At 58.5% G+C, this 23815-nt stretch carries 18 protein-coding genes; 5 read left to right on the plus strand and 13 right to left on the minus strand.

What is annotated here, in order from left to right; translation table 11 throughout:
- Positions 1–200: 200 nt before the first annotated feature.
- Complete coding sequence (locus FW756_RS02750) at positions 201–1634, plus strand: APC family permease (RefSeq protein WP_446428643.1); 1434 nt, start codon at positions 201–203, stop codon at positions 1632–1634.
- 230 nt (positions 1635–1864) lie between these two features.
- On the opposite strand, the gene manA is transcribed toward FW756_RS02750, so the two are convergent.
- Positions 1865–3220, minus strand: a complete 1356-nt coding sequence (manA, locus tag FW756_RS02755) for a mannose-6-phosphate isomerase, class I (RefSeq protein WP_446428644.1) — start codon at positions 3218–3220, stop codon at positions 1865–1867.
- Between the two features lie 97 nt (positions 3221–3317).
- Between manA and FW756_RS02760 the strand changes: the two genes are divergently transcribed.
- Together FW756_RS02760 and FW756_RS02765 are read left to right on the plus strand one after the other, a co-directional pair.
- The gene (locus FW756_RS02760) at positions 3318–4772 is read left to right on the plus strand and encodes an O-antigen ligase family protein (RefSeq protein ID WP_446428645.1); all 1455 of its coding nucleotides are present in this window, start codon (positions 3318–3320) and stop codon (positions 4770–4772) included.
- Positions 4769–5164, plus strand: a complete 396-nt coding sequence (locus FW756_RS02765; protein ID WP_446428646.1) for a hypothetical protein — start codon at positions 4769–4771, stop codon at positions 5162–5164. Before FW756_RS02760 ends, FW756_RS02765 begins: the two co-directional genes overlap by 4 nt.
- A 251-nt stretch (positions 5165–5415) precedes the next feature.
- Here the strand turns inward: FW756_RS02765 and FW756_RS02770 are convergent, their stop codons facing one another.
- Together FW756_RS02770 and glf are read right to left on the minus strand one after the other, a co-directional pair.
- Positions 5416–5835: a hypothetical protein gene (locus FW756_RS02770; protein ID WP_446428647.1), complete on the minus strand. Its 420-nt coding sequence runs from the start codon at positions 5833–5835 to the stop codon at positions 5416–5418.
- 173 nt (positions 5836–6008) lie between these two features.
- A complete protein-coding gene (glf, locus tag FW756_RS02775) occupies positions 6009–7166 on the minus strand; it encodes a UDP-galactopyranose mutase (protein ID WP_446428648.1) in 1158 nt (385 codons plus the stop codon).
- 156 nt (positions 7167–7322) lie between these two features.
- Between glf and FW756_RS02780 the strand changes: the two genes are divergently transcribed.
- Positions 7323–9227, plus strand: a complete 1905-nt coding sequence (locus FW756_RS02780; RefSeq protein ID WP_446428649.1) for a glycosyltransferase — start codon at positions 7323–7325, stop codon at positions 9225–9227.
- A gap of 174 nt (positions 9228–9401) precedes the next feature.
- Positions 9402–11195 (plus strand): methyltransferase domain-containing protein, encoded by a 1794-nt coding sequence (locus FW756_RS02785; protein ID WP_446428650.1) that lies wholly within the window; start codon positions 9402–9404, stop codon positions 11193–11195.
- 144 nt (positions 11196–11339) lie between these two features.
- On the opposite strand, the gene FW756_RS02790 is transcribed toward FW756_RS02785, so the two are convergent.
- The 10 genes from FW756_RS02790 to FW756_RS02835 form a co-directional block, all read right to left on the minus strand.
- The gene (locus tag FW756_RS02790) at positions 11340–12635 is read right to left on the minus strand and encodes a nucleotide sugar dehydrogenase (RefSeq protein WP_446428651.1); all 1296 of its coding nucleotides are present in this window, start codon (positions 12633–12635) and stop codon (positions 11340–11342) included.
- Positions 12636–12673: 38 nt separating this feature from the next.
- Complete coding sequence (locus tag FW756_RS02795; protein ID WP_446428652.1) at positions 12674–13753, minus strand: glycosyltransferase; 1080 nt, start codon at positions 13751–13753, stop codon at positions 12674–12676.
- 48 nt (positions 13754–13801) lie between these two features.
- Positions 13802–14998 (minus strand): glycosyltransferase, encoded by a 1197-nt coding sequence (locus FW756_RS02800; RefSeq protein ID WP_446428653.1) that lies wholly within the window; start codon positions 14996–14998, stop codon positions 13802–13804.
- Positions 14999–15024: 26 nt separating this feature from the next.
- Positions 15025–16191: a glycosyltransferase family 1 protein gene (locus FW756_RS02805; RefSeq protein WP_446428654.1), complete on the minus strand. Its 1167-nt coding sequence runs from the start codon at positions 16189–16191 to the stop codon at positions 15025–15027.
- Positions 16184–17278 (minus strand): hypothetical protein, encoded by a 1095-nt coding sequence (locus FW756_RS02810; RefSeq protein ID WP_446428655.1) that lies wholly within the window; start codon positions 17276–17278, stop codon positions 16184–16186. Before FW756_RS02810 ends, FW756_RS02805 begins: the two co-directional genes overlap by 8 nt.
- Before the next feature lie 132 nt (positions 17279–17410).
- Entirely contained in the window at positions 17411–18493 is a 1083-nt protein-coding gene (locus tag FW756_RS02815; protein WP_446428656.1) for a glycosyltransferase family 2 protein, read from the minus strand.
- A complete protein-coding gene (locus tag FW756_RS02820; RefSeq protein ID WP_446428657.1) occupies positions 18490–19626 on the minus strand; it encodes a glycosyltransferase family 1 protein in 1137 nt (378 codons plus the stop codon). The genes FW756_RS02815 and FW756_RS02820 overlap by 4 nt, the downstream gene beginning before the upstream one ends.
- The gene (locus tag FW756_RS02825; protein ID WP_446428658.1) at positions 19619–21442 is read right to left on the minus strand and encodes an ABC transporter ATP-binding protein; all 1824 of its coding nucleotides are present in this window, start codon (positions 21440–21442) and stop codon (positions 19619–19621) included. Before FW756_RS02825 ends, FW756_RS02820 begins: the two co-directional genes overlap by 8 nt.
- Positions 21439–22689 carry a glycosyltransferase gene (locus FW756_RS02830; protein ID WP_446428659.1) on the minus strand — a complete coding sequence of 417 codons (1251 nt, stop codon included), beginning with the start codon at positions 22687–22689 and terminating at the stop codon, positions 21439–21441. The genes FW756_RS02825 and FW756_RS02830 overlap by 4 nt, the downstream gene beginning before the upstream one ends.
- The gene (locus FW756_RS02835; protein WP_446428660.1) at positions 22689–23801 is read right to left on the minus strand and encodes a DegT/DnrJ/EryC1/StrS family aminotransferase; all 1113 of its coding nucleotides are present in this window, start codon (positions 23799–23801) and stop codon (positions 22689–22691) included. Before FW756_RS02835 ends, FW756_RS02830 begins: the two co-directional genes overlap by 1 nt.
- Positions 23802–23815 lie beyond the last annotated feature (14 nt).

Genomic DNA, 23815 nt, shown 5'->3' on the forward strand with positions numbered 1-23815 from the left:
ACACATTTTGTGCGTAAATTTTCTGCGCGCGACAAGGAGCATTTCCACCGAATTTGCGGATCCATACTGAGCAGAACCACAAAATTCCGAAGCGATTCTGTGGAAAACGTACGGTGTTCACTTCTTTTCAAAACAAGTGTCAAATTTCGCCGAAAAATTCCACTAATGTATGGGACGACCTACCGTTCAAAGGAGAACTCGTGGCTACTACATCCACCGGCTCGCAGGCTACCCCGAAGCTACACCGTTCACTCGGTGTTGTCGGACTCACCCTCTTCGGCGTGACCTACATGACCGTCATCACGGTCTTCACTACTTACGGCATCGTGAACCAGGTAACTGATGGCCACCTGCCAGCTTCGTACGTCATCGCAGTGATCGCGATGCTCTTCACCGCAGGCAGCTATGCAGCGATGGTGAAGCGCTACCCGGTCGCGGGCTCGGCGTACACCTACACGCAGCAGTCCTTCGGCGGTGCCGCAGGCTTCCTGACCGGTTGGGTCATGCTGCTCGACTACCTGTTCATCCCGATGATCAACTTCATGCTCATCGGCATCTACTTGAACACGCAGTTCCCCGCGATCCCGGTTTGGGTCTTCACCCTCGCTGCCCTGTTGCTCGTGCTGCTCTTCAACATCCTCGGCATCAACCTGGTGAACAAGGTCAACTTCGTCATCATTGCCCTCTCGGTCCTGCTCGTCGTCATCTTCATGGTGCTCGCGTTCAAGCACGCATTCGGCGGCGACATGTCAGTTAGCCTCGTTGAGCCATTCACGTTCGGTGAGGGTGGCCTCGGCCCAATCGCCTCGGGTGCTGCGATTCTCGCGCTTTCGTTCCTCGGCTTCGACGCGGTCTCAACCCTGTCTGAGGAAGCAAAGAACCCGCGCCGCGACATCCCCCGCGCCATCATCTTCTCGACCCTGCTCGGTGGTCTCTTCTTCATCCTCGTCTCGTGGGCAGGCGCACTTGCGTACCAGCCAGACTGGGCATCGCTCTCGGCGACCGAGGTTGACGCTGCTGGCGTGACCGTGATGAACAACATCGGCGGCGAAGCTTTCACTGCGTTCTTCGTAGCGATCTACGTTGTCGGCGCGTTCGGTTCAGGCATGACCGGTCAGGTTTCTGTTTCGCGAATCCTCTACGCAATGGGCCGTGACGGCATGCTCCCGAAGCCACTCGCGAAGCTGCACAACCGCTTCGGTACCCCGATCATTGCGGCTTGTGTCGTCTCGATCTTCGCGCTCTCGGCACTCTTCCTGTCGCTCGACACCGTGGCATTCATGATCTCGTTCGGCGCACTTGCAGCATTCGCAATGGTGAACCTGTCGGTGATCCGCACCTACATCTTCCCCAAGGGCGGACGCCGCGAGCCCATCAAGTTCAGCACCGTGCTGACCAAGATCATTGCGCCGCTCATCGGTTTCGGCCTCACGATCTGGCTGTGGACCTCGCTTGAGGCACTCACCTGGCTCGTCGGCGGTATCTGGATCGTCGTCGGTGTCGTCATCATCGCACTTGTCACCAAGGGCTTCAGGAAGCCAGTTCCGATGATGGACTTCTCAGAGGGCGATCCGACAACAGAGCAGATCGACGTGCTCGGCGAGGAATACCCGCTGGAGGGCAACCGCCGCTAGCAGTTGCTGGTGGGGGCGGATCACCTCCGCACCCACCCCAACTCTTCGAAAACGGGCCGTTCTCTCGAAACACCAGCTTTCTTACGCAAGAAAGCGTCGTGTTCGAGAGAACGGCCCGTTTTGACGTGTGTTGCGGGCTCCGCAGAGCGCACGCCGCGCGGGTCAAGCATGCCGCGCGCTACGGAACACGCAGCCCGCGCAGCCCGCGCAGCCCGCGCAAACCGTACTGGTTACCCAGCTGAGGTGCCAGCGACACCGACCGTCGCCAGATACGCCTCACCAGAGCCGGTCAGTCGGATCGGCTCCCCAGCTGAAACGTACAGCGACTGCCCACGGCGCACATTGGCCACCTCAGAGATCTCACCGTCTGGCCGATCCACGCGCACACGTCCGTCAGTGACGACGAGCACGAGCGGATATTCGGCCGCAATCTCAATCTCCGAAGCCGGACATTCAATCGCGCGCGGCATCGGTTCCGTGGGCGGATCGTCCCATTCCTCAGGCGCAGGACAAAGTCGCGCTCGGAACAGTTGGAAGTCTTCCACCTCCGGCCGCCACACGGTCACACCTGGTGCGATCGCGATGCCGGGAAGATACGGGTCCGAGAGATCGTTGGTGTCCACGATCCGGCACAGTTCAGCAATGTCGACGTGCTTCGAGGTGAGCCCCGCGCGCAACACATTGTCCGACGCCGCCATTACCTCGACACCGACACCGCTGAGATAGGCGTGTAACTGGCCTGCGCGAAGGAAGATCGCTTGGCCTGGCTCGAGGACGAGCAAGTGGAGCAGCAAGGACACGAGCACACCAGGGTCACTCGGATATGCCTGCAAGAGCTCACGAAGCACCTGAGCACGACCCGATGCAAGCGCGGCATCGAGCGTGCTTCCGCTCCCTGCCTCAGCTGCGGCACGAACCGCAGTAATCGCGAGCGGGACGCGCGGATCATGTTGCATGACTTCGAGCAGCCATGCACGGAACTCAGCGTCCGTCCGCTGCGTGCGCGAGAGGTGTTCATGGAGCACCTCAAGCAGCTCAATACCGGATCGTAGCTCTGCCGCAGCCGTGTGTTCGGCTGGTGTGGTGAGCTGCGCGGCATGCTCGGATGCGACGGTGATGAGCGTGGCAAGATCCGCGCCCACCTGATTCAACGGACGGAACCCGCTGAGCGCGCGCACCTCAGTCAGCGCAACGAGCAATTCAGGCTTGTGGTTCGGATCACGGTAGTTGCGATTGGCCGCATCACGCGGAATTCCTGCGGCTTCCTCAGCGGCAAACCCAGCTCGCGCCTGCTCAAGGTTTGGGTGCACCTGCAGTGAGAGCGGTGCGCCGATAGCCAAGAGCTTCGTGAGGAAGGGAAGCGGCCCGCCGCGCACACCATAACGTTCGGGGTCACTCGCGATCAGGTCGATGAGGGTGAGTGACGTGCCAGCGGCCTTCGCGACATTCGCCGGGCTACCCGGATGATCGCCAAGCCACAGCTCAGCTTCGGGCGCGCCGCTCGGCGCTCGGCCGAGCATTTCAGCGAGCGCTTCAGAGGAACCCCACGCATATGCGCGCGGAGTGTTCTCGATGAAGATCAGCACACGGCTCCTTGGGCCTCCTGGTCGGTGCGCACATTCTGCCGCACCCAGCGAACCTCGCATAAGGATCTGCGAGGGACCACGCTCTACAATACCTACTATGGCTTCCGGTAAAACGAGACTCGGCGTAAGCGCCTACGCAATTAGCGTGTTCATCTTCACGCTCGGCGGGAACGCTGTGCGTTGGATCACCGGTGTGCCCATCTACTTCGCCCTCGCCGGCGTCCTGACCGTGATCGGCGTCGTGCTCTTTATCAAGGTGAAGCCTGCCCGCTTTCGCTGGTACCGGCTCCCGTCACCGCTATATTGGTTCCTCGCGATCGCGACGCTGTCGATCATTTGGTCGCAGTATCGGGCTGAGTCTGTACTTGGCGTGCTCGCACAGCTCGCCACCACAGTAGTTGCCATTGTGCTCGCGTTCACCCTCACGTGGCATGAGGTGTTGCGCACGCTCGCAACCTCGCTGCGGTACCTCATCGGTTTGTCGTTCCTATTCGAGCTGTATGTTTCGCTCTTCGTTGGGCACTATGTTGTTGCGTGGTGGGTTGACGTTCCCGAGGGAGAAACTCCCTCAAAGCTCCTGTGGTGGAGCCGCGACCTGCTCTTCTCAGGCGGACCTATCCAGGGGCTACTCGGCAACTCCGCCATGTTCTGCTTCCTTGGCGTGCTCGGTGTTGTGATTTTCAGCGTGCAGCTGCGTGCCGGACTCGTTGGTCGGTTCAACGGCTGGTTCTGGCTTGCGATGTCACTTCTCTCGATCGCGCTCACCCGTGCGGCAACGGTTATGGTCGCGCTCATTGTGATCGCAATTACCCTCGCCTTTGCGCTCTGGGCACGTCGAATGCCACCGGGCAAGCGCACGCCGCTCTACATCATTGGCAGCGTACTGCTCTTTGGTTCTATCGCGGTTTCGTTGTTCTGGCGCACCCAGGTGTTTGGCCTGCTCGGCAAGTCAGCAACCCTCACCGGTCGCACCGAGATCTGGGAACGCGTCATTGAGCTCGCTGAACAGCGGCCGTGGTTTGGCTGGGGCTGGGTGAGCTACTGGCCAACATGGGTTGAGCCGTTCAAGAGCCTCGACACGAAGGTTGGGCTGCCCGTCCCGCACGCGCACAATGCCTGGCTCGACGTGTGGTTCCAGGTCGGCATCGTCGGTCTGCTTGCGTTCATCCCGCTTGTTGCACTGACGCTCTGGCGTGTGTGGTTCCGTGCAGTGGATCAGCCTCGCCGCGGCTACGGTCCTCCACTCCCCTACGCAACGAGCGCGCTCTGGCCGCTGCTCATACTCGCAGCATTGCTCGTGCAGTCGCTCACCGAGAGCCGTCTCCTCATTGAGGGCGGTTGGGTGCTGCTCGTTGTGCTCGCGGTGAAGTCACGCTTCGACTTCCAGCTGCCATCGCCCGATTCCGAGCCGGTGAAGGTGCCCTGGCGGCATGTCCCGATCACTCGCGACGCGGCGACGGGAACCATTCCGACAATTTCGGCGACACAAGCGGCCGCTGCAAAGGCTGCTCAGCCATCAGTCAGTGACCCTGACTCGCAGGTGCAGTCGTGAGCATCGGCATGACCACCAACCGTCTCCAGCGGTTACGCACCTTCGCACGCATTGAACGAATGACCATGCTCGAAAACCGCATGCGCGAAGGCTGGGATCCTGCAGAGGCCGTCATCGACGTGCCAGAAGAAGATGATCTTGTCGTTCGTGAGCTCGTCACAGAGACGCTCGAAGATCGAGGTCAGCTCGCTGAATTCGCCCTTGCACGCGTTGCCGGACGAGGCGACGGCGCCGAAGCAGCCGAACACAAGGCAAATGCTGATCGCGTTGAGTTCGAACTGCTGCAGCAAATTGCAGACGAGGTTCCCGAGCTGATTCTTGCAGTCTGGCGGGTCGCGGATCGTGTTGGGATTCGCTACAACGGCCCCGACTCAGAAACCGCCGTTTCCTAGGGGTTCTCGCCGGGGCGGGCTGTCAGCTCGAGCCCGCTCATCCCCGTGAGGCTAAGCCTGCGAGGCTGGGGCTGGGGCTGCTGGGAGGCTAGGCCAGCGAGGCGAAGCCCCCGCCGCGAAGCCAGCGACACCGACCCCGCGAAACTGGGCGGTTTTTGCGAGAACAGGCCATTCATGCGTAAGAAAGGCCCCCGTTCGCAGGAACGGGGGCCTTTCGAGAGGCTAGCCCTCCGCTGAGGGGCGCTAGCCCGCTACTTGGGCTCGCAGACCGAGCCGAGGCTTTCCATGGTGCCAATTACTGAGGGCATCACCTGATCGATCTGCGAGAGATTGTCAGGTGTAATGAAATCGCCAACATTGATCTCAGACGCGCCACCGGTGAGCGCCTGAACATCAATGTTCTGGCTTGCGACGTATTCGCTGAAGGTGCCGTCTCGAAGCGCGGCATACGCGTCGGGCTGCTGCGCTTCAAGGTCGGTGAAGAACTGCTGCACTTCTGCAGCTGAAATCTGCACGTCGCCTGTGCCGAGCTGGCCGAGCGCAGTGTCAATCTGGTCGTACAGCACGGTGCAGCCACCTGCTGTGACTTCGTTCACAACGGAACAACCCGACAGGCCCAGCATTCCGGCGAGTGCCAGGGCAGCTGAACTCCCAAGAATCGTCTTTTTCATACTGTGCCTTTCGTATCTGAGTAAGGCCACCAACAGGTGAGTTGCCTTCCCAAGCGGGATATCGTCCAAGCGCGGTATTACCTGGGTGCGGTGCCTGCCGTGGCGCGGATCCCACCGTTACGTGTGAGGCGGCAACACACATGCGCGGGCTGCCACCTCACACGAGGGAATCGTTAGTTGCTTGGGTCTACCCCGAGAACCTCTGCGAGCTTGTTGTCAAACATCGAGAGTGCTGAACCAATGGCCATGTGCATATCGAGGTACTGGTAGGTGCCCAGTCGACCGCCGAAGAGCACCTGCGGCTCAACGTCTGAGAGCTCGCGGTACTTCAGCAGACGGTCGCGGTCTTCAGGAGTGTTAACCGGGTAGTACGGCTCATCTTCGCGGGTCGCGAAGCGCGAGAACTCGCGCATGATGACCGTCTTGTCTGCCGGGTAGTCACGCTCAGGGTGGAAGTGGCGGAACTCGTGGATGCGCGTGTATGGAACTTCGCCACCCGCGTAGTTCATCACGCTGGTGCCCTGGTAGTCACCAACAGGGACAACCTCTTCTTCGAAGTCAAGCGTGCGCCAGCTGAGCTCACCCTCTGCATAGTCGAAGTAACGGTCAACGGGGCCGGTGTACACAACCGGAACCTTGCCGACAACGTCACGCTTGTTGAGCGGCTGCGACTCATCGAAGAAGTCAGTGTTGAGTCGAACCTCGATGTTCGGATGATCGGCCATCTTCTCAAGCCACGCGGTGTAGCCGTCGACGGGCAGACCTTCGTACTTATCGCTGAAGTAGCGGTTGTCGTAGTTGTAACGAACGGGAAGGCGCGAAATGACCTCTGCGGGAAGCTCAGTCAGCGGCGTCTGCCACTGCTTCGAGGTGTAGTCACGAATGAACGCCTCGTAGAGCGGGCGACCGATAAGCGAAATGCCCTTTTCTTCGAGGTTCTGCGCGGTCTTTGTGTCGTACTCGCCTGCCTGCTCAGCGATGAGTGCGCGTGCTTCTTCGGGGCCGTAGGCGGCGCGGAAGAACTGGTTGATGGTGCCGAGGTTGATCGGCAACGGGTAAATCTCACCCTTGAAGTTCGAATACACCTTGTGCTGGTAGCTCGTGAAGCTCGTGAAGCGATTCACGTACTCCCACACACGCTCATTTGAGGTGTGGAAGAGATGAGCACCGTACCGGTGCACCTCAATGCCAGTCTCGGGCTCTGCCTCTGAGTACGCATTGCCACCAATGTGTGAACGACGGTCAATCACCACGACTTTCTTGCCCGCGTTCGCCGCGCGCTCAGCAATGGTGAGACCAAAGAAACCTGATCCAACTACAAGAAGATCCATGCGCACCAGTCTATGCGGGGCACCCGACATTGCCGCGCTCTGATCCGCACTTCGCAGCAGGTTTTAGGTAAGGGCTTGCTGAACTTCTCGTGAATCACCTCCAAGAACGCGCAAAACTCCGCTCCCCAGAGTGTCGTCTCGGTAGAATTGAGAGTTATGACCACTACGCTCCAGCATGTCGTGTTCCCGCAGGCCCAAGACCCAGATGTGCTGCCGCTGTACGCAGATGCTGAAACTTGGACCGAAGTTGATGAATCTCCCGTTCGTCTGAGTGATGTCGCAAGCATCGACAGCGTGCTGTCACGTGAGAGCACGCGCGTTCGCGCTGGTGAGCGCGTCTCTTACGCGTCGTACTTCAACGCTTTCCCCGCTTCGTACTGGCAGCGGTGGACAACAGTCTCCGAGGTTCGTCTGCGACTACAGACCACTGGCACGGGCACGATCCTCGTGTACCGGTCAAATGCGAGCGGTGCCCAGCAGCGCGTCGACTCAGCCCAGGTGACTGGTACCGCTGAGACCGAATTCTCCCTCCCCCTCACGATGTTCGGTGACGGCGGCTGGCTGTGGTTCGATCTCGTTGCGGGTGACGAAGACTTGACGCTGCTTCAGGGCAACTGGACCACCGAGTCAGCTCCGGTGACAGAAGGCAAACTCAGCCTTGGCATGACGACCTTCAATAAGGCTGACTACTGTGTCGTGACGTTGCGCAACATTGCCGCGAATCCGACCCTGCTTGAGAACCTTGACCGCATCTTCCTCGTCGACCAGGGCTCAAAGCAGGTTGCAGATGAGCCTGGCTTTGCCGAGATCGCGGATCAGCTCGGCGACAAGCTGCAGCTCATCGTGCAGCCGAACATCGGCGGATCAGGCGGATTCTCGCGTTCGATGGCTGAGACCCTCAAGCGTGAAGATACAGACTTCCTCCTCCTCCTTGATGATGACATTGAGTTTGAGACGGAGAGCGCGTTGCGAGCGCTCCAGTTCGGCCGTTTCAGCCGGACCCCGGTGATCGTTGGCGGTCATATGTTTGATCTGCTCGACAAGCCAGTCATGCACGCTTGGGCAGAGGTCGTCCGTCCAGATGCATTTGTCTGGGGTCCATCATTCCCTGAGCAGCACCGCCACGATTTCCGCAAGCAGAACCTCCGCCAGACTCCGTGGATGCATTCGCGTCTCGATTCCGATTACAACGGCTGGTGGATGTGCATGATCCCGAAGCGGGTCATTCAAGATATCGGCCTCTCGATCCCGGTCTTCATCAAGTGGGATGACGCAGAATATGGTCTGCGCGCAAAGGCTGCCGGCTACCGCACCGTTTCCATGCCTGGCGTCGCGCTCTGGCACGTGTCATGGCTTGACAAAGATGACACCCAGGACTGGCAGTCCTTCTTCCATACGCGCAACCGTATTGTTGCAGGCCTCCTGCATGCGACACCATCGTGCGGTCGCGGAATGCTGAAGAACCTCAACCGTATCAATGTGAAGCAGCTGCTGAACATGCAGTACTACGCGGTCCAGCTTGCCGTTGATGGCATGCGATCGGTACTCGCTGGTCCCGAGCAGCTCCACGCCACCATGTCACAAGACATGCCTGCAGCACGCGCAACGGCGAAGGACTACCCCGAGACTCGCGTGTACCGCACGAGTGACGCTGACGCGCCCACTTCTACCGGAGGCCGCGCACTTCCCAATGTCGGGGAGCGTCCGGAGGCGTTCGGCGGCGCGAAACTTGCACTCTTCACGGCAAAACGTATTCCCAAGGCGTGGTTGCGCAAGTCGTCAGAGGCTGAAGCCCGTGAGCCTGAGCTCGAGTACGCGAAGCGTGATGCATTCTGGTGGACGATTCCCCAGCATGAGAGCGTCATCGTTGGCTCCGCAGATGGCGCAGGCAAGATGTGGTACCGCCACGATCAGGCGAAGTTCCGTCGACTCCTGCGAGAGGCGATGCAGCTCAACCGCAAGATTGTGAAGGACTGGGATCGTCTTGCGGCTGAGTACCGCAGCGCGATGCCGCGTCTCACCACCCCAGAGGAGTGGGAAGCGACGTTCGAAGGCCGGTAGTAGCTGACCACGCGTTCGCACACAGGAACGTCGCGTGCTTCTTGCACGTTTCGGAATTCGGCGGGTGTCGCAGACGACAGTCTGCGACACCCGCCGAATTTCTTTCTGACGCGCACCCGATAGAGTGAGTGGGTAGTTCTGGCGACCAGGCTGGCTCAGAACACCCACTTCTCTATGGCAATTCTCGTAACTCCTTCATCGCTCACGCTGCCTCCTATTTCGGATGCAGTGAGGTCAGTCGACGTCTACTTTGATGAGGACCGCATCTGGTCAATCGACCTCGTCGAGAACGAGCGCACAGACGAAGATGCCTTCCCATGGCCTGACTCGCTCCGACCGTACCTCCGCGGCGCAACGCACTTGACCGTACGCAATAGCGCGGATGGCGAAGTTCTCGCCCAGTCTGATGTGATGTTCTCTGCTGATGAGATCCGCACCCAGGTACGCGACGCTGATGGGATCCCTCTTGCCGTCAACAAATGGGGCCTGCTCGGAAAGACGCTTGAGGCAGGCAATCCCGGCGTTCAAGAGCGCATCCTTGATCGCACCCAAGAAGTTATCGCTCATCTTCACGATCTCGGGCTGCGCCCATTTGTCGTTGGCGGAACCTTGCTCGGCGGAATCCGAGAGGGAGCGTTGCTCCCCCACGACGATGACGCAGACGTTGCCTATCTGTCGGAGTTCACGAACCCGGTAGACGTCGCCCGCGAAGGGTTCCGGGTCGGCCACGCCCTCATTGCGCTCGGGTACGAACTCGTGCGCCACAGCGCAACGCACATGCAGCTGTACTTCCGCGCTGATTCCGGCCTCGTCGACCACTATGTCGATGTTTTCACAGCGTTCTTCACCGAGGACGGCAAGATCAATCAGCCTTTCCACGTTCGCGGTGATCTGCGGCCTGACCAAATGCTTCCTTTCGGCGCGGTAACCATTACTGGACGTGAGTTCCCAGCGCCAGCGGACCCTGAGGCCTGGCTCGTCATCAACTATGACGAGAACTGGCGCACACCGATCCCCGGGTACCGGCTACAGACCCCGTCTGCTACCTCTCGCCGCTTCAATGCTTGGTTTGGTTCATTCCATTTCGGTCGCGATTTTTGGAACACCAGATATTTGAACCGCGGTGAACAAACCGATGCCACCTGGAGCGACGGCGCCAACTGGATTCTTGAGCACTCTCCCGAGCTCACTTCTCCGACACTCTTTGATATCGGTGCTGGAAGCGGAATTCTCAGCGAACGCCTTGCAGCAGCTGGTGTGCTTTCGCGCCGACGGGTCATTGCGGCAGACTACTCATATGCGGCCCTTCAGCTCGCCCAAGACCGTTCCTCGAGCACATCAACACCCTTTCAGACCGCACACGTGAATCTGTACCGCACACTTTCCCTTGCTTCTCCTAGGCAGAATGGTGTCGATGGCCGCTTCGATGTCGTAGCGAATCACGTCCTCGAACAGCTTGGGCACCTTGCGCGTGAAAACCTGCTCCGCTTGATTCGCATGGCTTTACAGTCTGGCGGATCAGCCTATGCAACGTTGCATGCCAAGCCTGCGACCGACGTAAGCTTTGGTGACCCAACTACCTGGCATCTGAACCAGTTTGAGCTCGCTAACGAAGCCCACAAATTCGGTTTGTCATTCGACTATTTCATGCTGAAATCTTCGCTCACGAGCGCCGACCGCCGACCTTACGGCGTGCGTTTTACGCTCTCAGAGCGCCCATTCCCAACTCCGGAGGTTTCCATGCGACAGCGCCTGAGGCGACTATTTATGCGCACACGCCCAGAAGGCACTCGTGCCCAGCTAGAAGCGCTCACGAACCGTATCACTGAGCTTGAAGACGAGCTCGACGAGTATCGACGCAACAGCCTACGCGTTGCAGAGCTCATGGATCTCGCGGAGCAAAGCTTCGGCGCGGGCCGTGCAGCGGACAATGATGACGCCACGAGAGATCAGCCTCCAACGACGTAGCTTGCCTCCCTCATAAGCTCGCGGGAGAACAATCGTATGCTTTGCTCGATCGCACGAAAACGGCCTCCTGCCGAATGAACCGCTGTGGTTCATTCGGCAGGAGGCCGTTTTGTACTCTCGGGTAACCCCGCGAGCACAGGCTATTTAGTTACCGGCACCGATGACGATACGGGGAACGCCCTTCCATGCAGCCGGGTCGGTGTAGTTACGACCATCTGCGAAGAGCTTGATCTCAGGGAAGTCCGCTGGACCGAACGCGCGGTATTCCGCGTGGTCTGCTTGCAAGATTGCCACGTCAACTGCGTCACCAATCTTGTGTGAAGTAAAGCCAAATGCCGCGAGCTCTTCGTCTGAGAAGACGGGATCATGCACGGTCACAACTGCTCCACGCTTGGTGAGTTCTGCAACGGTCGGGAAGACGCCGGAGACCGCAGTCTCCTTCACGCCACCGCGGTATGACGCTCCAAGCACAACGATACGCTGGCCTGCGAGGTCACCGATCGTCTGCTCGACGCGGTCAACCACATAGTTCGGCATGGTCGCGTTGTAGTTGCGCGCGGTGCGAACGATGTCTGCTGCGGGGTCCGTCGAGAGGTACAGGCGGGGGTAGACCGGGATACAGTGTCCGCCAACGGCGATGCCAGGACGGTGGATGTGACTGAAGGGCTGTGAGTTGCACGCCTCAATGACCTTGTAGACGTCAACACCAATCGTGTCCGCGTAACGCGCAAACTGGTTCGCAAGACCGATGTTCACATCGCGGTAGGTAGTCTCAGCGAGCTTTGCCATTTCGGCTGCTTCTGCAGTGCCCATGTCCCAGACACCATTCGCGCGAGGAAGATCGTCGCGCTCGTTAAAGGTGAGCACCTGCTCGTAGAATTCGATCGCCTTCTTCGTGCCTGCTTCATTGAGACCACCGACGAGCTTCGGGTACTTCTTCAGGTCTTCGTACACGCGGCCGGTGAGCACACGCTCGGGAGAAAAGACCAGGTGGAAGTCTTCGCCCTCGGTGAGGCCAGAAACCTCTTCGATGAGTGGTTTCCAGCGGTTTCGCGTCGTTCCTACTGGCAGGGTGGTCTCGTACGAGATAAGCGTGCCGGGAGTGAGGTGCTCTGCGAGCGAACGGGTCGCAGCGTCCATCCACTTAAAGTCAGGCTGCCAGGTCTCTTCGTCAACGAGCAGCGGCACGACGATAACGACTGCGTCAGCACCGGGAATACCGTCGGCGTAGTCAGTTGTCGCACGCAGCTTGCCGGCAGGCACCTGATCCGCGAGCTTTTCAGCCAGCCCGAACTCGCCAGGGAATGGCTCCTCCGCACGGTTGATGCAGTCAACGAGTGCCTGGTTGACGTCGATTCCAACGACCTCGTGATCCATACTCGCGAACTGCGTAGCAAGAGGGAGGCCAATTTTTCCGGTGGCGATTACAGCGATCTTCACGTTGCAAGTCTACCGCTCGACAGAATTCTTCGGGACGCTCACTTTACTCGTGCCCAGAATGAAGCGGTGACAAACCGAACGGGCGCTTCCCGCCTGAACGTATCGCGCAGTCGAGGCGTCAGCCAAGCTCCCGGCGAAGTAAATCGCTTGCGCTCCTGAACAAGGCTCAACAGACGCTCAGCCGACACGTCTGGCGTAAGCATTGCAGCTATCAGCCTACGTTCAGCCCGCGAGAACACCCGATCGCTCTGCGGCGTGCGATCAAGTTCGCTCATCACCTGTGTGGTGACCACCGCGAGGGCGCTACGCTCACTCGCAGGCCATTGTTCTGTGAGCGGTCGATTGTACAGTAGCCCGAACAACGAGCTTCGCATGGTCTTTACAAGCAGACTGCCTCGTTGCGCAGCGTCCATACCGTTGAAGGTATTGCTCGCAAGCAACGGTTCCAGGTACTCGAGATCCCCGGCGATGGGCGGCGCAGCGGTAGTCACACGTTCAGCGCCGTCTGCATGAATGAGGTATGCAGGTCCGTGACGATCGTATGCAAGGTTGACGGCAGCACTCCACAGGGCCGCAGTATATGCAATGTCTTCACCGGTACGGAGTCCGGGCGTGAACCTGAGGTCAGGAAACTGCGCTCGTGATACGAGTCCAAGGGGCGCGCTCCGATAGCTCAGTCTGTCACGCACAAGGTCAAGGTTTCTTTGCCTCATAGGCCGAGCAGGAGGTGAAGGTACACGCGCTCCGCCAACATGGCGGACGGCCGCGATCACTGCACCGGCTGAGCTTGCGTCGGCCACGCGCAGCCACGAATCCAGTGCACCAGATTCGAGCTCGTCATCTGATCCAAGCACTGCCACGTATCGTGCCGTTGCTAAATCCAGCCCGTGGTTAAACGGTCCAGCAGGGCTTCGAAGCGCGTCGTCATAGCCGACTGTGCGAACGCGTTCATCGTCTGCGAGCGCGCCAAGGCCTGGTTTGATGGCTTCTGTGCTCACATTGTGACAGACGACGGTTACTCTCACTCGCGCCTGTGTTCCCAGCAGGGCTGACCCTACGGCTCGTGCAATATCGCGCTGTGGGGTATGCACCGCAACGATCAGGTCAATATCAGGCACATCGTGTGTGCACGAAAACGGTGTCTTGGAATGTGAGGTGTCCCCCATTTAGCCATTCACCTCATCGATCTCTAAGAATGCACGCGCAAGCACCTGAGCTGAGAATCGGCCATCGTGGATCTCTGAGGCAAACCGCGGGCCGGCAGCGGCAACCTCTTGAAACCGCTCACGATTGGTCATCATGTCATGCAAGACTTCTTCGAGCGTCTCTGGGGTTGCTTCCACAATGGGCAGCGTTCGCCCGGTGACTTCTCGCACATGTTCTCGTACTTGGTCGTGCACATGTCCAACGACGACTCTTCCTGCTGCGAGTCCCTCTACCGCAGCACGTGAATAGCAGCCGATCCTGAATTGCTCGACTACGATGTCAGCTTGTTTCACGTGCGCAGGCATTTCTGCGGCAGGGATTCCCTGAACCTGCCGGTACTCGATGAGACCTGCCACGTGGAGGCGCTGTAGTAACGGCTCCACCAGATGCGTCCCCTTGATATGCGCCTTGCTCGGAGCATGAAGCACGACAGGCACACGGTTCCGCAGTGGCGCATTGCCACCTTGCCATGCCGTCGGCTCAACGACAACAGGAAGGAGTTGTGCCGCAGGCCAATCCTCGACAAGGTCCGACGTCGACACGAATACCGGTGCCGATATAGCAGCGAGAACCTCCCTGTGTGCAGTTGCCTGCCGCTCAAGCACGTCGATTTCTCGCCATTCCACGTCGTGGAACGGGGACCATTTGTCGAGTTCACGATGCCGAGAGGGGAGGCGCAGATCGCTGCCATGCGAGATCATACCGACTTTGACTCCTCGGCCCTGCAGCGCATGCACTTCGGCTACCACATCGCCCCCGAAGAGGCTTCCAAAGATCGGTCGTTCAGCTTCGATGAGCACATGGGTGAACGAACTCGCGACTCGTTCAAATTGATCCCGTTGCCAACTGCGTGATCGGGCGAAAACGTTGACCGGCACGATGTTGTCTCCAGGGAACCCGAAGTCGCCAGGAACCAAGTAATGCATGCTCACGGCACCGACACCGGGAAGCATTTCTGCTGCACGCGCCCATTCCCAGCCCTGGCCAGCAAAATTTACTGGGGCGATATATAGCCGCACCGGTGTCTGAGGCGCTTCAGGAGGCTGCGGGACGTCGTTCCAGGCATAGCCGTACTTTGCTGGGTTTAGACGAACCGCTAACCGCTCTGGAAGCGCATCAATCAGCGCGCCGACGATCCGCTTAGCTTGAGTGATCAACGTCTCTAACCTTATTTTCCATGCGATCATCTGCTGAGCGACTTCGGTGGCCCACTGGGGCCGCCCTTTGAATCAAGAAGTCGCTCGATCGCAATCCGCCATTTCGCGGTTTGTGTTTCCGCAGACAGAGCGTGCGCTGCGGCGTTTGCCGCATGCTTCCAGTCAGTCACTTTGTCAAGAGTCAACGCGTCAAACTGTGCGGCAAGATCCGCGGCCGTAAAGGAATCTGATATTGCACCGAACCTGTGCTCCTGGACCAAGCTCACCATCTCAGGAGAAGGCCCTACGACCATTCCCAGACGCGCTTGCACAAAGTCAAAGAGTTTGTTGGGCAGTGCCCAGCGGTAGCTAAAGTTCAGCGGTTCCAGCACAAACACTCCCACGTCATATGCGTGCAAGGTCTCAACGAGTTGCGCATACGGCACCGGATCGTGCACCGTGAGCGTTGGTAGCTGCACGCTGCGTTCGCGAAGCTCCTGCACGTACTCTGGGTCGTTGTGTGTCAGATACAGATCGAGTGTGACCGCACTGTTGGTCTGCTCGAGTGCATCGATCATGATTTCAAGTTTTCTATCCCGCAACGCAGCACCAGAATGCACGAGGCGAATCGGTTTACCCACCGGTTCAACCTCGAAGTCCCGTCCGGGCGTCGCATTGGTAACCACCTGTGGTTCAAACCCAAACACCCGATGATACTCACGCGCAAGGCCACCAGAAACAGTGGACCAAGAATCTGCCTGTGTCACGAAGGTTCGCACCATCCACGAGACAAAGGGGGCTACGAAGAGCCTCCAACGCAGGAGGTCCTCTTTCTGGCGCGGCGAGTATTCGTGCAGATCCGCGTGCACTCCGTATGTGGGGTTCAGTTCGAGAGCGATGCCCATGGGATCGACATCATTGGCAAGAATGATATCGAATTCTCGACCACTGAGCCGCTTGCGCGCATCAGCAATAGCTGGATTTTGCCAGTACGCCCGTTTGTATTGTCGAAGTATGAGCGACAGACGATCATATGCCCACACCGGATATTCTTCGGCCAACCGAATGTGTTCGACAACCCCGTTGGGTGTTGGCCCATACCCACAGGTGACCACGCGGTAATCGAGTCGGAACGCTTCGATCTGCTTGAGGAGTCGGGCGTCATTGACGAGATGTGAGAAGGAGATAATCAGAAGGGTTGGTCGTTCAGACACGCGCTGACTCCCCCTGTCGAAGGAACGGTTCAAGTGCCGCTGCAGACAGCCGGCCATCGTGCACAGCAGAGGCAAAGGAGTGGCCTGCAGCCCCTACCTGACTCAGCCTGTCGGGATTCGCGCACAAGCCCAAAAGCACCGATTCCAACGAATCAGGTGTCGCCTCAACGATGGGGAGGTCCAGATCAGTACGAAGCCGTACTTGCTCGCGAACCGCAGAAGAGACGTGCCCCACTACAACTCTTCCGGCGAGCATCGCTTCGCACGCTGCAACACCGTAATCGCCAAGCCTGAACTGGTCTAGCACGATGTCAGCACCACGGTAGATCTCGGGCATCTCGTGTGCTGGGACACCAGAGATCCGCCGGTACTCGACGACCCCCTGATCATGGAGCTGCTGCATGACTGGTTCGATAAGATCACTGCCTTTCACCACTCCTCGGCTCGGAGCATGTACCACCACAGGCACGTCTCGCCTCCCAGCTTCAGTGCCAGGTTTCCAAACCTCAGGGTCGACCACGACAGGTAGCCATTGCGCTCCGTCCGGCGCATCTGCCAAAAGTCCGAGCGTCGAAACGTATACTGGCAACCCAAGTTCATCAAGCATCCGACGATTCCGCTGAGCCTCTTGCTCAAGCCCCGATGTCTGGTCCCACTCCCCCTCGCGGAAGGGAGAAAACTCCTCAGTTGCTGCATGTCGTGAAGGGAGCCGCAAGTCAGTGCCGTGGGCGAGCATTGCTACGCTCACACCTGCCTCAATCAATGCGTGTGCCTGATGTACAACTGTCTGGTCGAACACCCTTCCAAACAGATTGCGTTCGGCTTCGATCAAAACGTGAGTAAACCCACCGGAAACAGCATGAAATTGACGTCGCTGCCATTGCGACGACAATACATACCCGGTTGCTGGCACCGCCTGATCGATTGGGAAGCCAAATTCACCGATGCCGGTGTAAGCCATCGAGACTGCCCCGACCGATGTAAGGTGCCGTTCTGCAGCACGGGCCCAGGCAAATCCCTGACCTGCGTAATTCACCGGACCTATGAACAAGCGCACCTGTGAATCCGGAGCGGAAGGCACAGTCATTGCTTCGGCGTCGTATCCAAATCGAGCGGGGAGCAGCGCTCGTATCCAGGAATCAGGAAACAGCCTGAGAACCCGGCCAGCTACCTGAGTCACACCGCGCGGAAGCATAATCTGTACTCCGTTCTTTCCATTTCAAGCTCCTAGCTTCGCGAGTGCGTATCCCAGATACCGCACCGGTGTACTTTCGGGGTGGAGCACATATGTGATTCGTGCAGGAAATAAACGTTCTCGAAAGCCGGCCCCGGTCCAAGATCGTACCGCTGCAGCCGCCGAGTCGGCTGTGACGTCATTCTCGACAAGTGCATTCAGCATACGAGTGTCAGCAAGCGGCAGTGGCCTAAACGCTGTTGGTACGAGCTCAATCGCGCGCGTAAGTATCCGGCGCACAGCCGCGAGATTCTCTGCTGACCAACAATCTGCATCTGAGTACGCGGAGAGATGTGACAGAACGCTTCCCCGAATACGCGCGAGGACCGCAGCGCAACGCACACGCTCAGGGAGCGTCTGAAACCACCCCTCTGCAAAAAGCATCTCGACGGGTAAGACCAGCTCAGCGAGTGAGTATGCAGCGGAGGTGACGCGTCCATCTGCGTCAGCACCAATAACGTAACGCGGCGCATCAAGCGCGACGCACAGGTTGTTCGCTGTGGCAAACAACCGTGTGCTCAGCGCAAGGTCTTCCCCCGTTGGAAGACCAGCTGTGAGCCGCTGTGAAGGATCCAAAAGTAGCGTGCGGCGGATAAGCCCAAGCGGCGCAGAACGATGAAATAGTCGATCACGTACCGGGTCGAGTGCGGCTCGTCGCCACGGCCGCACAGGCGGGTTACGGATCGCACCGCCCCCTTGATGTGAGAGTCCTGCGAGCAGCACATCTGCGTCATTCTTCAACGCAAGTTGCGCCCAGGCATCCAACGCCCCAGTATCTAGCCAATCATCGCTCCCCATAATGGCGACATACTCGGCAGTTGCAAGCTCGATTCCATGATTGAACGGGCCAGCGGGGCTGCGGACGCCGTCATCAAAACGTACCGCCCTCACTCGTTCGTTAATGCGCGAAGCAAGTCCGGGCACGCTATCGACGTCGATCCCATGGCATACGACTGTCACACGGGTATCATCCCGCGACGCAGCAAATATCGAGTCGACCGCACGCAGTACTGGCCGACGCGGGTCATGTACCGCAATGACGATATCGATGAGCAGGTGAGCACTCACACAGTGTCCTTGACGAGCCGATCAATCGCGGTTTTCCAGCCAAGAACCTGCTGCTCGGCTGACAGCTCCTGAGCGGCAGCGTGTGACGCTTGCTTCCAAGCAGCAACGTGTTCTGGTTGCAAGTCATTGATTGCCGAGGCCAGGCTCTCCGCGCTGAAATCGTGGGTCACAGCGCCAAGTCCCCTCTCTCGCACGATCTGCGCCATTTCCGCAGAAGGCCCGACGATGATTCCAAGACGAGCCTGCACAAAGTCAAAGAGTTTGTTTGGAAGAGCCCATTCATAGTTGAAGTTGATCGGTTTCAGCACGAATACGCCGACATCGTACTTCGCGAGCGTCTCCGCCAGCTCCGCATATGGAACTGGCTCATGTACGGTGACCCCTGGTACTTCTGCCGCACGCGCAATGAGTTCTGCATGGTAGGCGGGATCATTCTTTGTCAGGAATAGATCGAGTGTCACTGGTCGCTGAACAAGCGCCACTGCATCAATCATGTCCAACAGGTTCCGGTCACGCAGGCACGCGCCACTGTGCACGAGTCGGATTGGCTCGCTGACAGCAGTTGGAACCCGTTCTTGGTACGGGGCAGCATTCGTGACAAGTTTCGGCGCAAACCCGAATACTCGTTCATACTCACGTGCCAGCCCACCACTCACGGTCGTCCATGAGTTTGCACGGGAAACGTACTTTCGACACAACCAAACGTAGTACGGAGAGATCTTCTTCTTCCACGCCAGATTATGTTCTTTCATCCTTGGCGTATATTCGTGAAGATCGGCGTGAACGCCTCGACGGGCACGCAGTTCGAGCGCAAGCGGCACAGACTCCACATCGTTGGCCAGCACGACGTCCCATTCTCCCCGAGGCAGGTGCTGACGGCACCAACGCACTCCACCGAGACGGCCGTACACGGCACGATATTGTTTGAGGGTGATGTACCGACCGTACAAGTTCCAGATCACTTGGTCATCTGGAATACGGATGTGGTGTGCGACCCCGGTTGGCGCTTCGCCATACCCACAGGTCGTGACGATGTAGTCCTCCGCGAACAGTTTCACCTGTTTCAGCACACGTGCATCATTCACGATCGGTGAAAATGACAGGATCAGGAGCGAGGGCTTTGCTTCAGACATCACGACCCTCCTCTGGCTGTTGGGTGGGGCGCGGATCATCCGCCAGCCCTGCGAGCGCGGCCTGTACAGCAAAGTCAGGTACTTGTTCGACGAGCTCATCGAACGTGCCCTTGGCTTCGATACGGCCGTCTTTCATAAACAGGACCTGGTCACTCTCGCGGATCGTCGAAAGCCTATGTGCGACCGCCACAACGGTGACCTCGCCGCGCAGCTCATGGATTGCGGCGGCAACATCAGACTCAGTTTTCGTATCGAGCGCGCTGGTTGCCTCGTCCATGACCAAAATGAGCGGATCAGAATAGAGAGCCCGAGCAATGCCAAGCCGCTGTCGTTGGCCGCCAGAAAGCGACATGCCTCGTTCACCTACGCGTCCGTGCAGTCCACCTGGCCGCTGCTCGATAACCTCCCATAGCTGCGCACGTTGAAGCGCCACTTTCACACGATCAAGGTCAATTTCGGTACCCCAGGTAAGTGCAATGTTCTGAGCGACGCTTCCGTCAAATAGCGCAACGTCTTGCGGTACGTATCCCACCCGAGAACGCCAGTCTGCGAGAACGTTTTCTATCGGCTCACCGTCTACCAAGATACGTCCGGACGACGGCACAAGCAGCCCAAGGATGAGATCGACAATCGTTGATTTGCCCGCGCCGGAAGATCCAACAAGACCTACGGTCGTGCCAATCGGAATCGACAGCGAAATGTCCTTCACTGCAGGCTGTTCTGCACCAGGGTAGGTAAATGCAACATCAGCGAACTCAAGCACCTGAGGTTCGCCTCTCAGTGGCTTATGTCCAACTACCTCAGCGCGCTCGAGATAGCCTCGCGCAAGGTCTATGTCATCCATGACGGCTTGAACCTGGGGAAGATTGGAGTGCGTCTGAGTGATGATTGCTTGGAAGCCCGTGAGCGATGGAACGAGTCGGAACCCGGCTACACCAAACAATGCGACCGCGGAGAATGCTTCAGGCATGCCGCCGGTGAGGTATCCAACGCCGCCAACCAGCACGAATCCACCAATCAGTGCTGACTCGAGTACAAATTTCGGTACCGCTCCCAAAAAGCTCAGGTTCGCTCTGGCACGCGTCGTATGAATGCGATTTTCGTGGATGACATCGGCTACCTCGCCAGCTTTGTCACGAAGCGTAATTTCTTTGAGGGCGCCCACCATCTCAGTCATCAGCCCGGCGACTTTGAAAGAGTAGTCGCGATTTACGCGGCCAGCCTCAACCGATTTCCGAGAGACCCACAGGAACAGGATCACTGCGATGATGCCCAAGTAGACCAGTGTGACAAGCGCAGTAATTGGCTGAGCCACAACAATAACCGCAATCACGGCGACCGCAGTTGTGAGCAATGAGGGCAGTGTGGTGAGTGGCAACAGGAAACCTGCAATGACCGCAGCGATTCCAACGTCTGCCATTCGAACCAGCTGCGAGGTACTGCGTTGGAGTCGCTCTGTCCAGGGCGCACGAATATACGCGTTGAACAGGTGATCACCAATCTCGAGTTCGAAGGCAGCGAACCGTCGAGTTGCGCGCCACTGGAGCGCGACCTGGGCAACAGACTTTCCAATGATGAGCCCGCATGCAGCTGCCAGAATCCAAATATATCCGTCAGGTGCTACCTCGCCAATGAGTGGCAGTTGCACAGGCTTCCCCTGCGCCATTCCCCCCATGGACATCGCCAGGAGTCCGAGCGCCGCAACATCTAGCAGTGCGAGCAGCGAGCTCAGCACGCTATATCCGGTGAGAAAACTGCGAGCTTTCGGCGGTAGAAGCGGCAACAACCGTTGCAGCGTGATCCACAAAACCTTCACCGGTCACGTCCTTCGTTCAAGGTTGTCCCCTCAGGGCCGTCGACAAGCGTCATGACCGCACGGTCAGCTACCCGGTCAAGATCCACATGTTCACGGCTCCAGGAAGCGAGGCGATCACGGCTGACGCCTGCATCGTCACGTTTGGCTACCTGAAGTGCCTGACGCATCGCATCAGCAACAGCGTCAGCGTCATACGGTGTCGCCCAACCAGCTTCGCTTTGAGAAATAAAATCGGCTCCCGGGCCAACTCCTGAGAAGATGATGTTTGTTCCAGCGCACGCAGAGGCGTACATCTTGGTGGGAAACGCAAAGTCATACCCTTGCCCAGGTCTCACGCTCGCCAGAGAAGCTACCGCTCCTCTGAGCCAGCGCGCGACTCCCGCTGGTTCTTCCCGAGGAAGGAATCGGACCGTCCCTGAGGGCAACTGTGCCGCACGTTCTCGGATCAACTCCAGGTCGGTTCCTTGACCGAGAAAGACGAGTTTTGCCTCGGGACGTTCAGCATGAACCAAGCTAAATGCGTCGAAGAAGATAGACGCACCATGCACTTCTGATGCCGTGCCCGCATATAGAAAATAGGGAGAGCCAAGGTCCACAGCTTCGCCATCCTGGGCGAATGCCGAAGCTTCGACGCCGTTACCTATAGTCTCCACGGTTTGAGTAATACCGAGTTCTGCAAGTCTCTCAGAGACCCCCGTGCTCACGGAGAGCACGCGAGAGGCGCCTCGCATGGCAAACAACTCACACCACCGCACCACACGTGCAACGAAGCCTGGCGTGCCCACTGCCCCAACTGCGTCTGACCAGACATCTGCCGCATAGTACGCGTATGGAATCCGTCGAATTCGGCACACAACCCGCACGATCACCCCCGTTGTAGGCGGGGGTTCAACAACGACAAGCGACGGCCGGCGAACCGAAAGCAGGCGGAAAAAGAGGGGGATATCAAAGCTCATGTACTGTACGTATCCACGCACGTATCCAGCCTTGTCACGCAACACTCGCGCGCGTCGAACAGTGATTCCGACTTCTTCTGATTGCAGAGCAATGCCGGCCGGTGGGCGCGAAGTCAGCACCTGCACCCGTGCACCTGCACGGACACACGCGCGCGCGAGCGCCCCAAGTCGAAATGACGCAGCGGATGGCTCTGGCGAATAAATTCGGCTCGCAATCACGACGTCGACGGGTCTGGAGCTTGGGGCAGCTCCTGCAAGCAATTCGGCAGCGCTTTCGTTTTCGCCCTGCATTAGGCTCCCGCGCGGGCGACCTTCCGAACCGCTGTCACGATACGGTCGAGCTCTTCCTCTGTAAGTGAGGGATGCACCGGAAGCGAAAGCACCTCACTCGCTGCGCGTTCAGTTTCGGGAAGTTCAAGTCCGGGCGCGAAGCGTGCAAGCGACGGAAGACGATGATTAGGAATCGGGTAATACACTCCCGAGCCAATGCCATACTCCTCTTTCAGAGCCAAGTGGATACGGTCTCGTTCGGAGGAATCTAGTCGAACCGTGTACTGGTGGTACACGTGTTCAGCCTGTGGGTGCACATACGGGACGGTGACTCCGTCAATGTTTGCCAAGCCTTCATTCAGATTCAAGGCGTTCTGCTGACGCTGGGCAGTCCACGCATCAACCTTTGTCAGCTGCACACGACCGATCGCAGCGTGAATGTCAGTCATACGGGCGTTAAAGCCGATGACCTCGTTCTTATACTGCGTCTCCATACCCTGGTTGCGTAGCAGTCGGGCATTGCGAGCGATTTCAGCCGTTGCGCAGGTGATCATGCCGCCTTCGCCTGACGTCATGTTCTTCGTTGGGTACAAGCTGAACATTGCGAAGTCACCAATTGTACCAACTGGGCGTCCACCCCATTGGGCACCATGCGCCTGTGCCGCATCCTCATAGATGGCCAAGCCGTGTTCACGCGCGATTGCCTCGATATCGTCAACCAAGAACGGGTGTCCGTAGAGGTGTACAGGCATGATGCCCTTTGTGCGTGGCGTAATCGCTGCGCGCACTGATTCAGGGTCAAGGGTGAACGTGTTGGGTTCAATATCGGCGAAGACCGGCGTTGCACCGGTGAGAGCAACCGAATTTCCCGTGGCCGCAAACGTAAACGAAGGAACAATTACCTCATCGCCTGGGCCGACACCAGCTGCGAGGAGGCCAAGATGCTGACCGCTCGTACCCGAGTTCACAGCGACTGTGGGGAGGCCATTCACAAAATGAGCACCAAATTCTTGCTCAAATGCCTGCACCTCGGGCCCCTGGGCAATCATGCCTGAGCGCAACACACGGTCTACCGCTGCGCGCTCCTCGTCACCAATGATCGGCTTTGCCGCAGGGATAAAAGACGTAGTCATGGAAAACTCCCACT

Source organism: Leucobacter sp. 1207-22, from assembly GCF_052850455.1.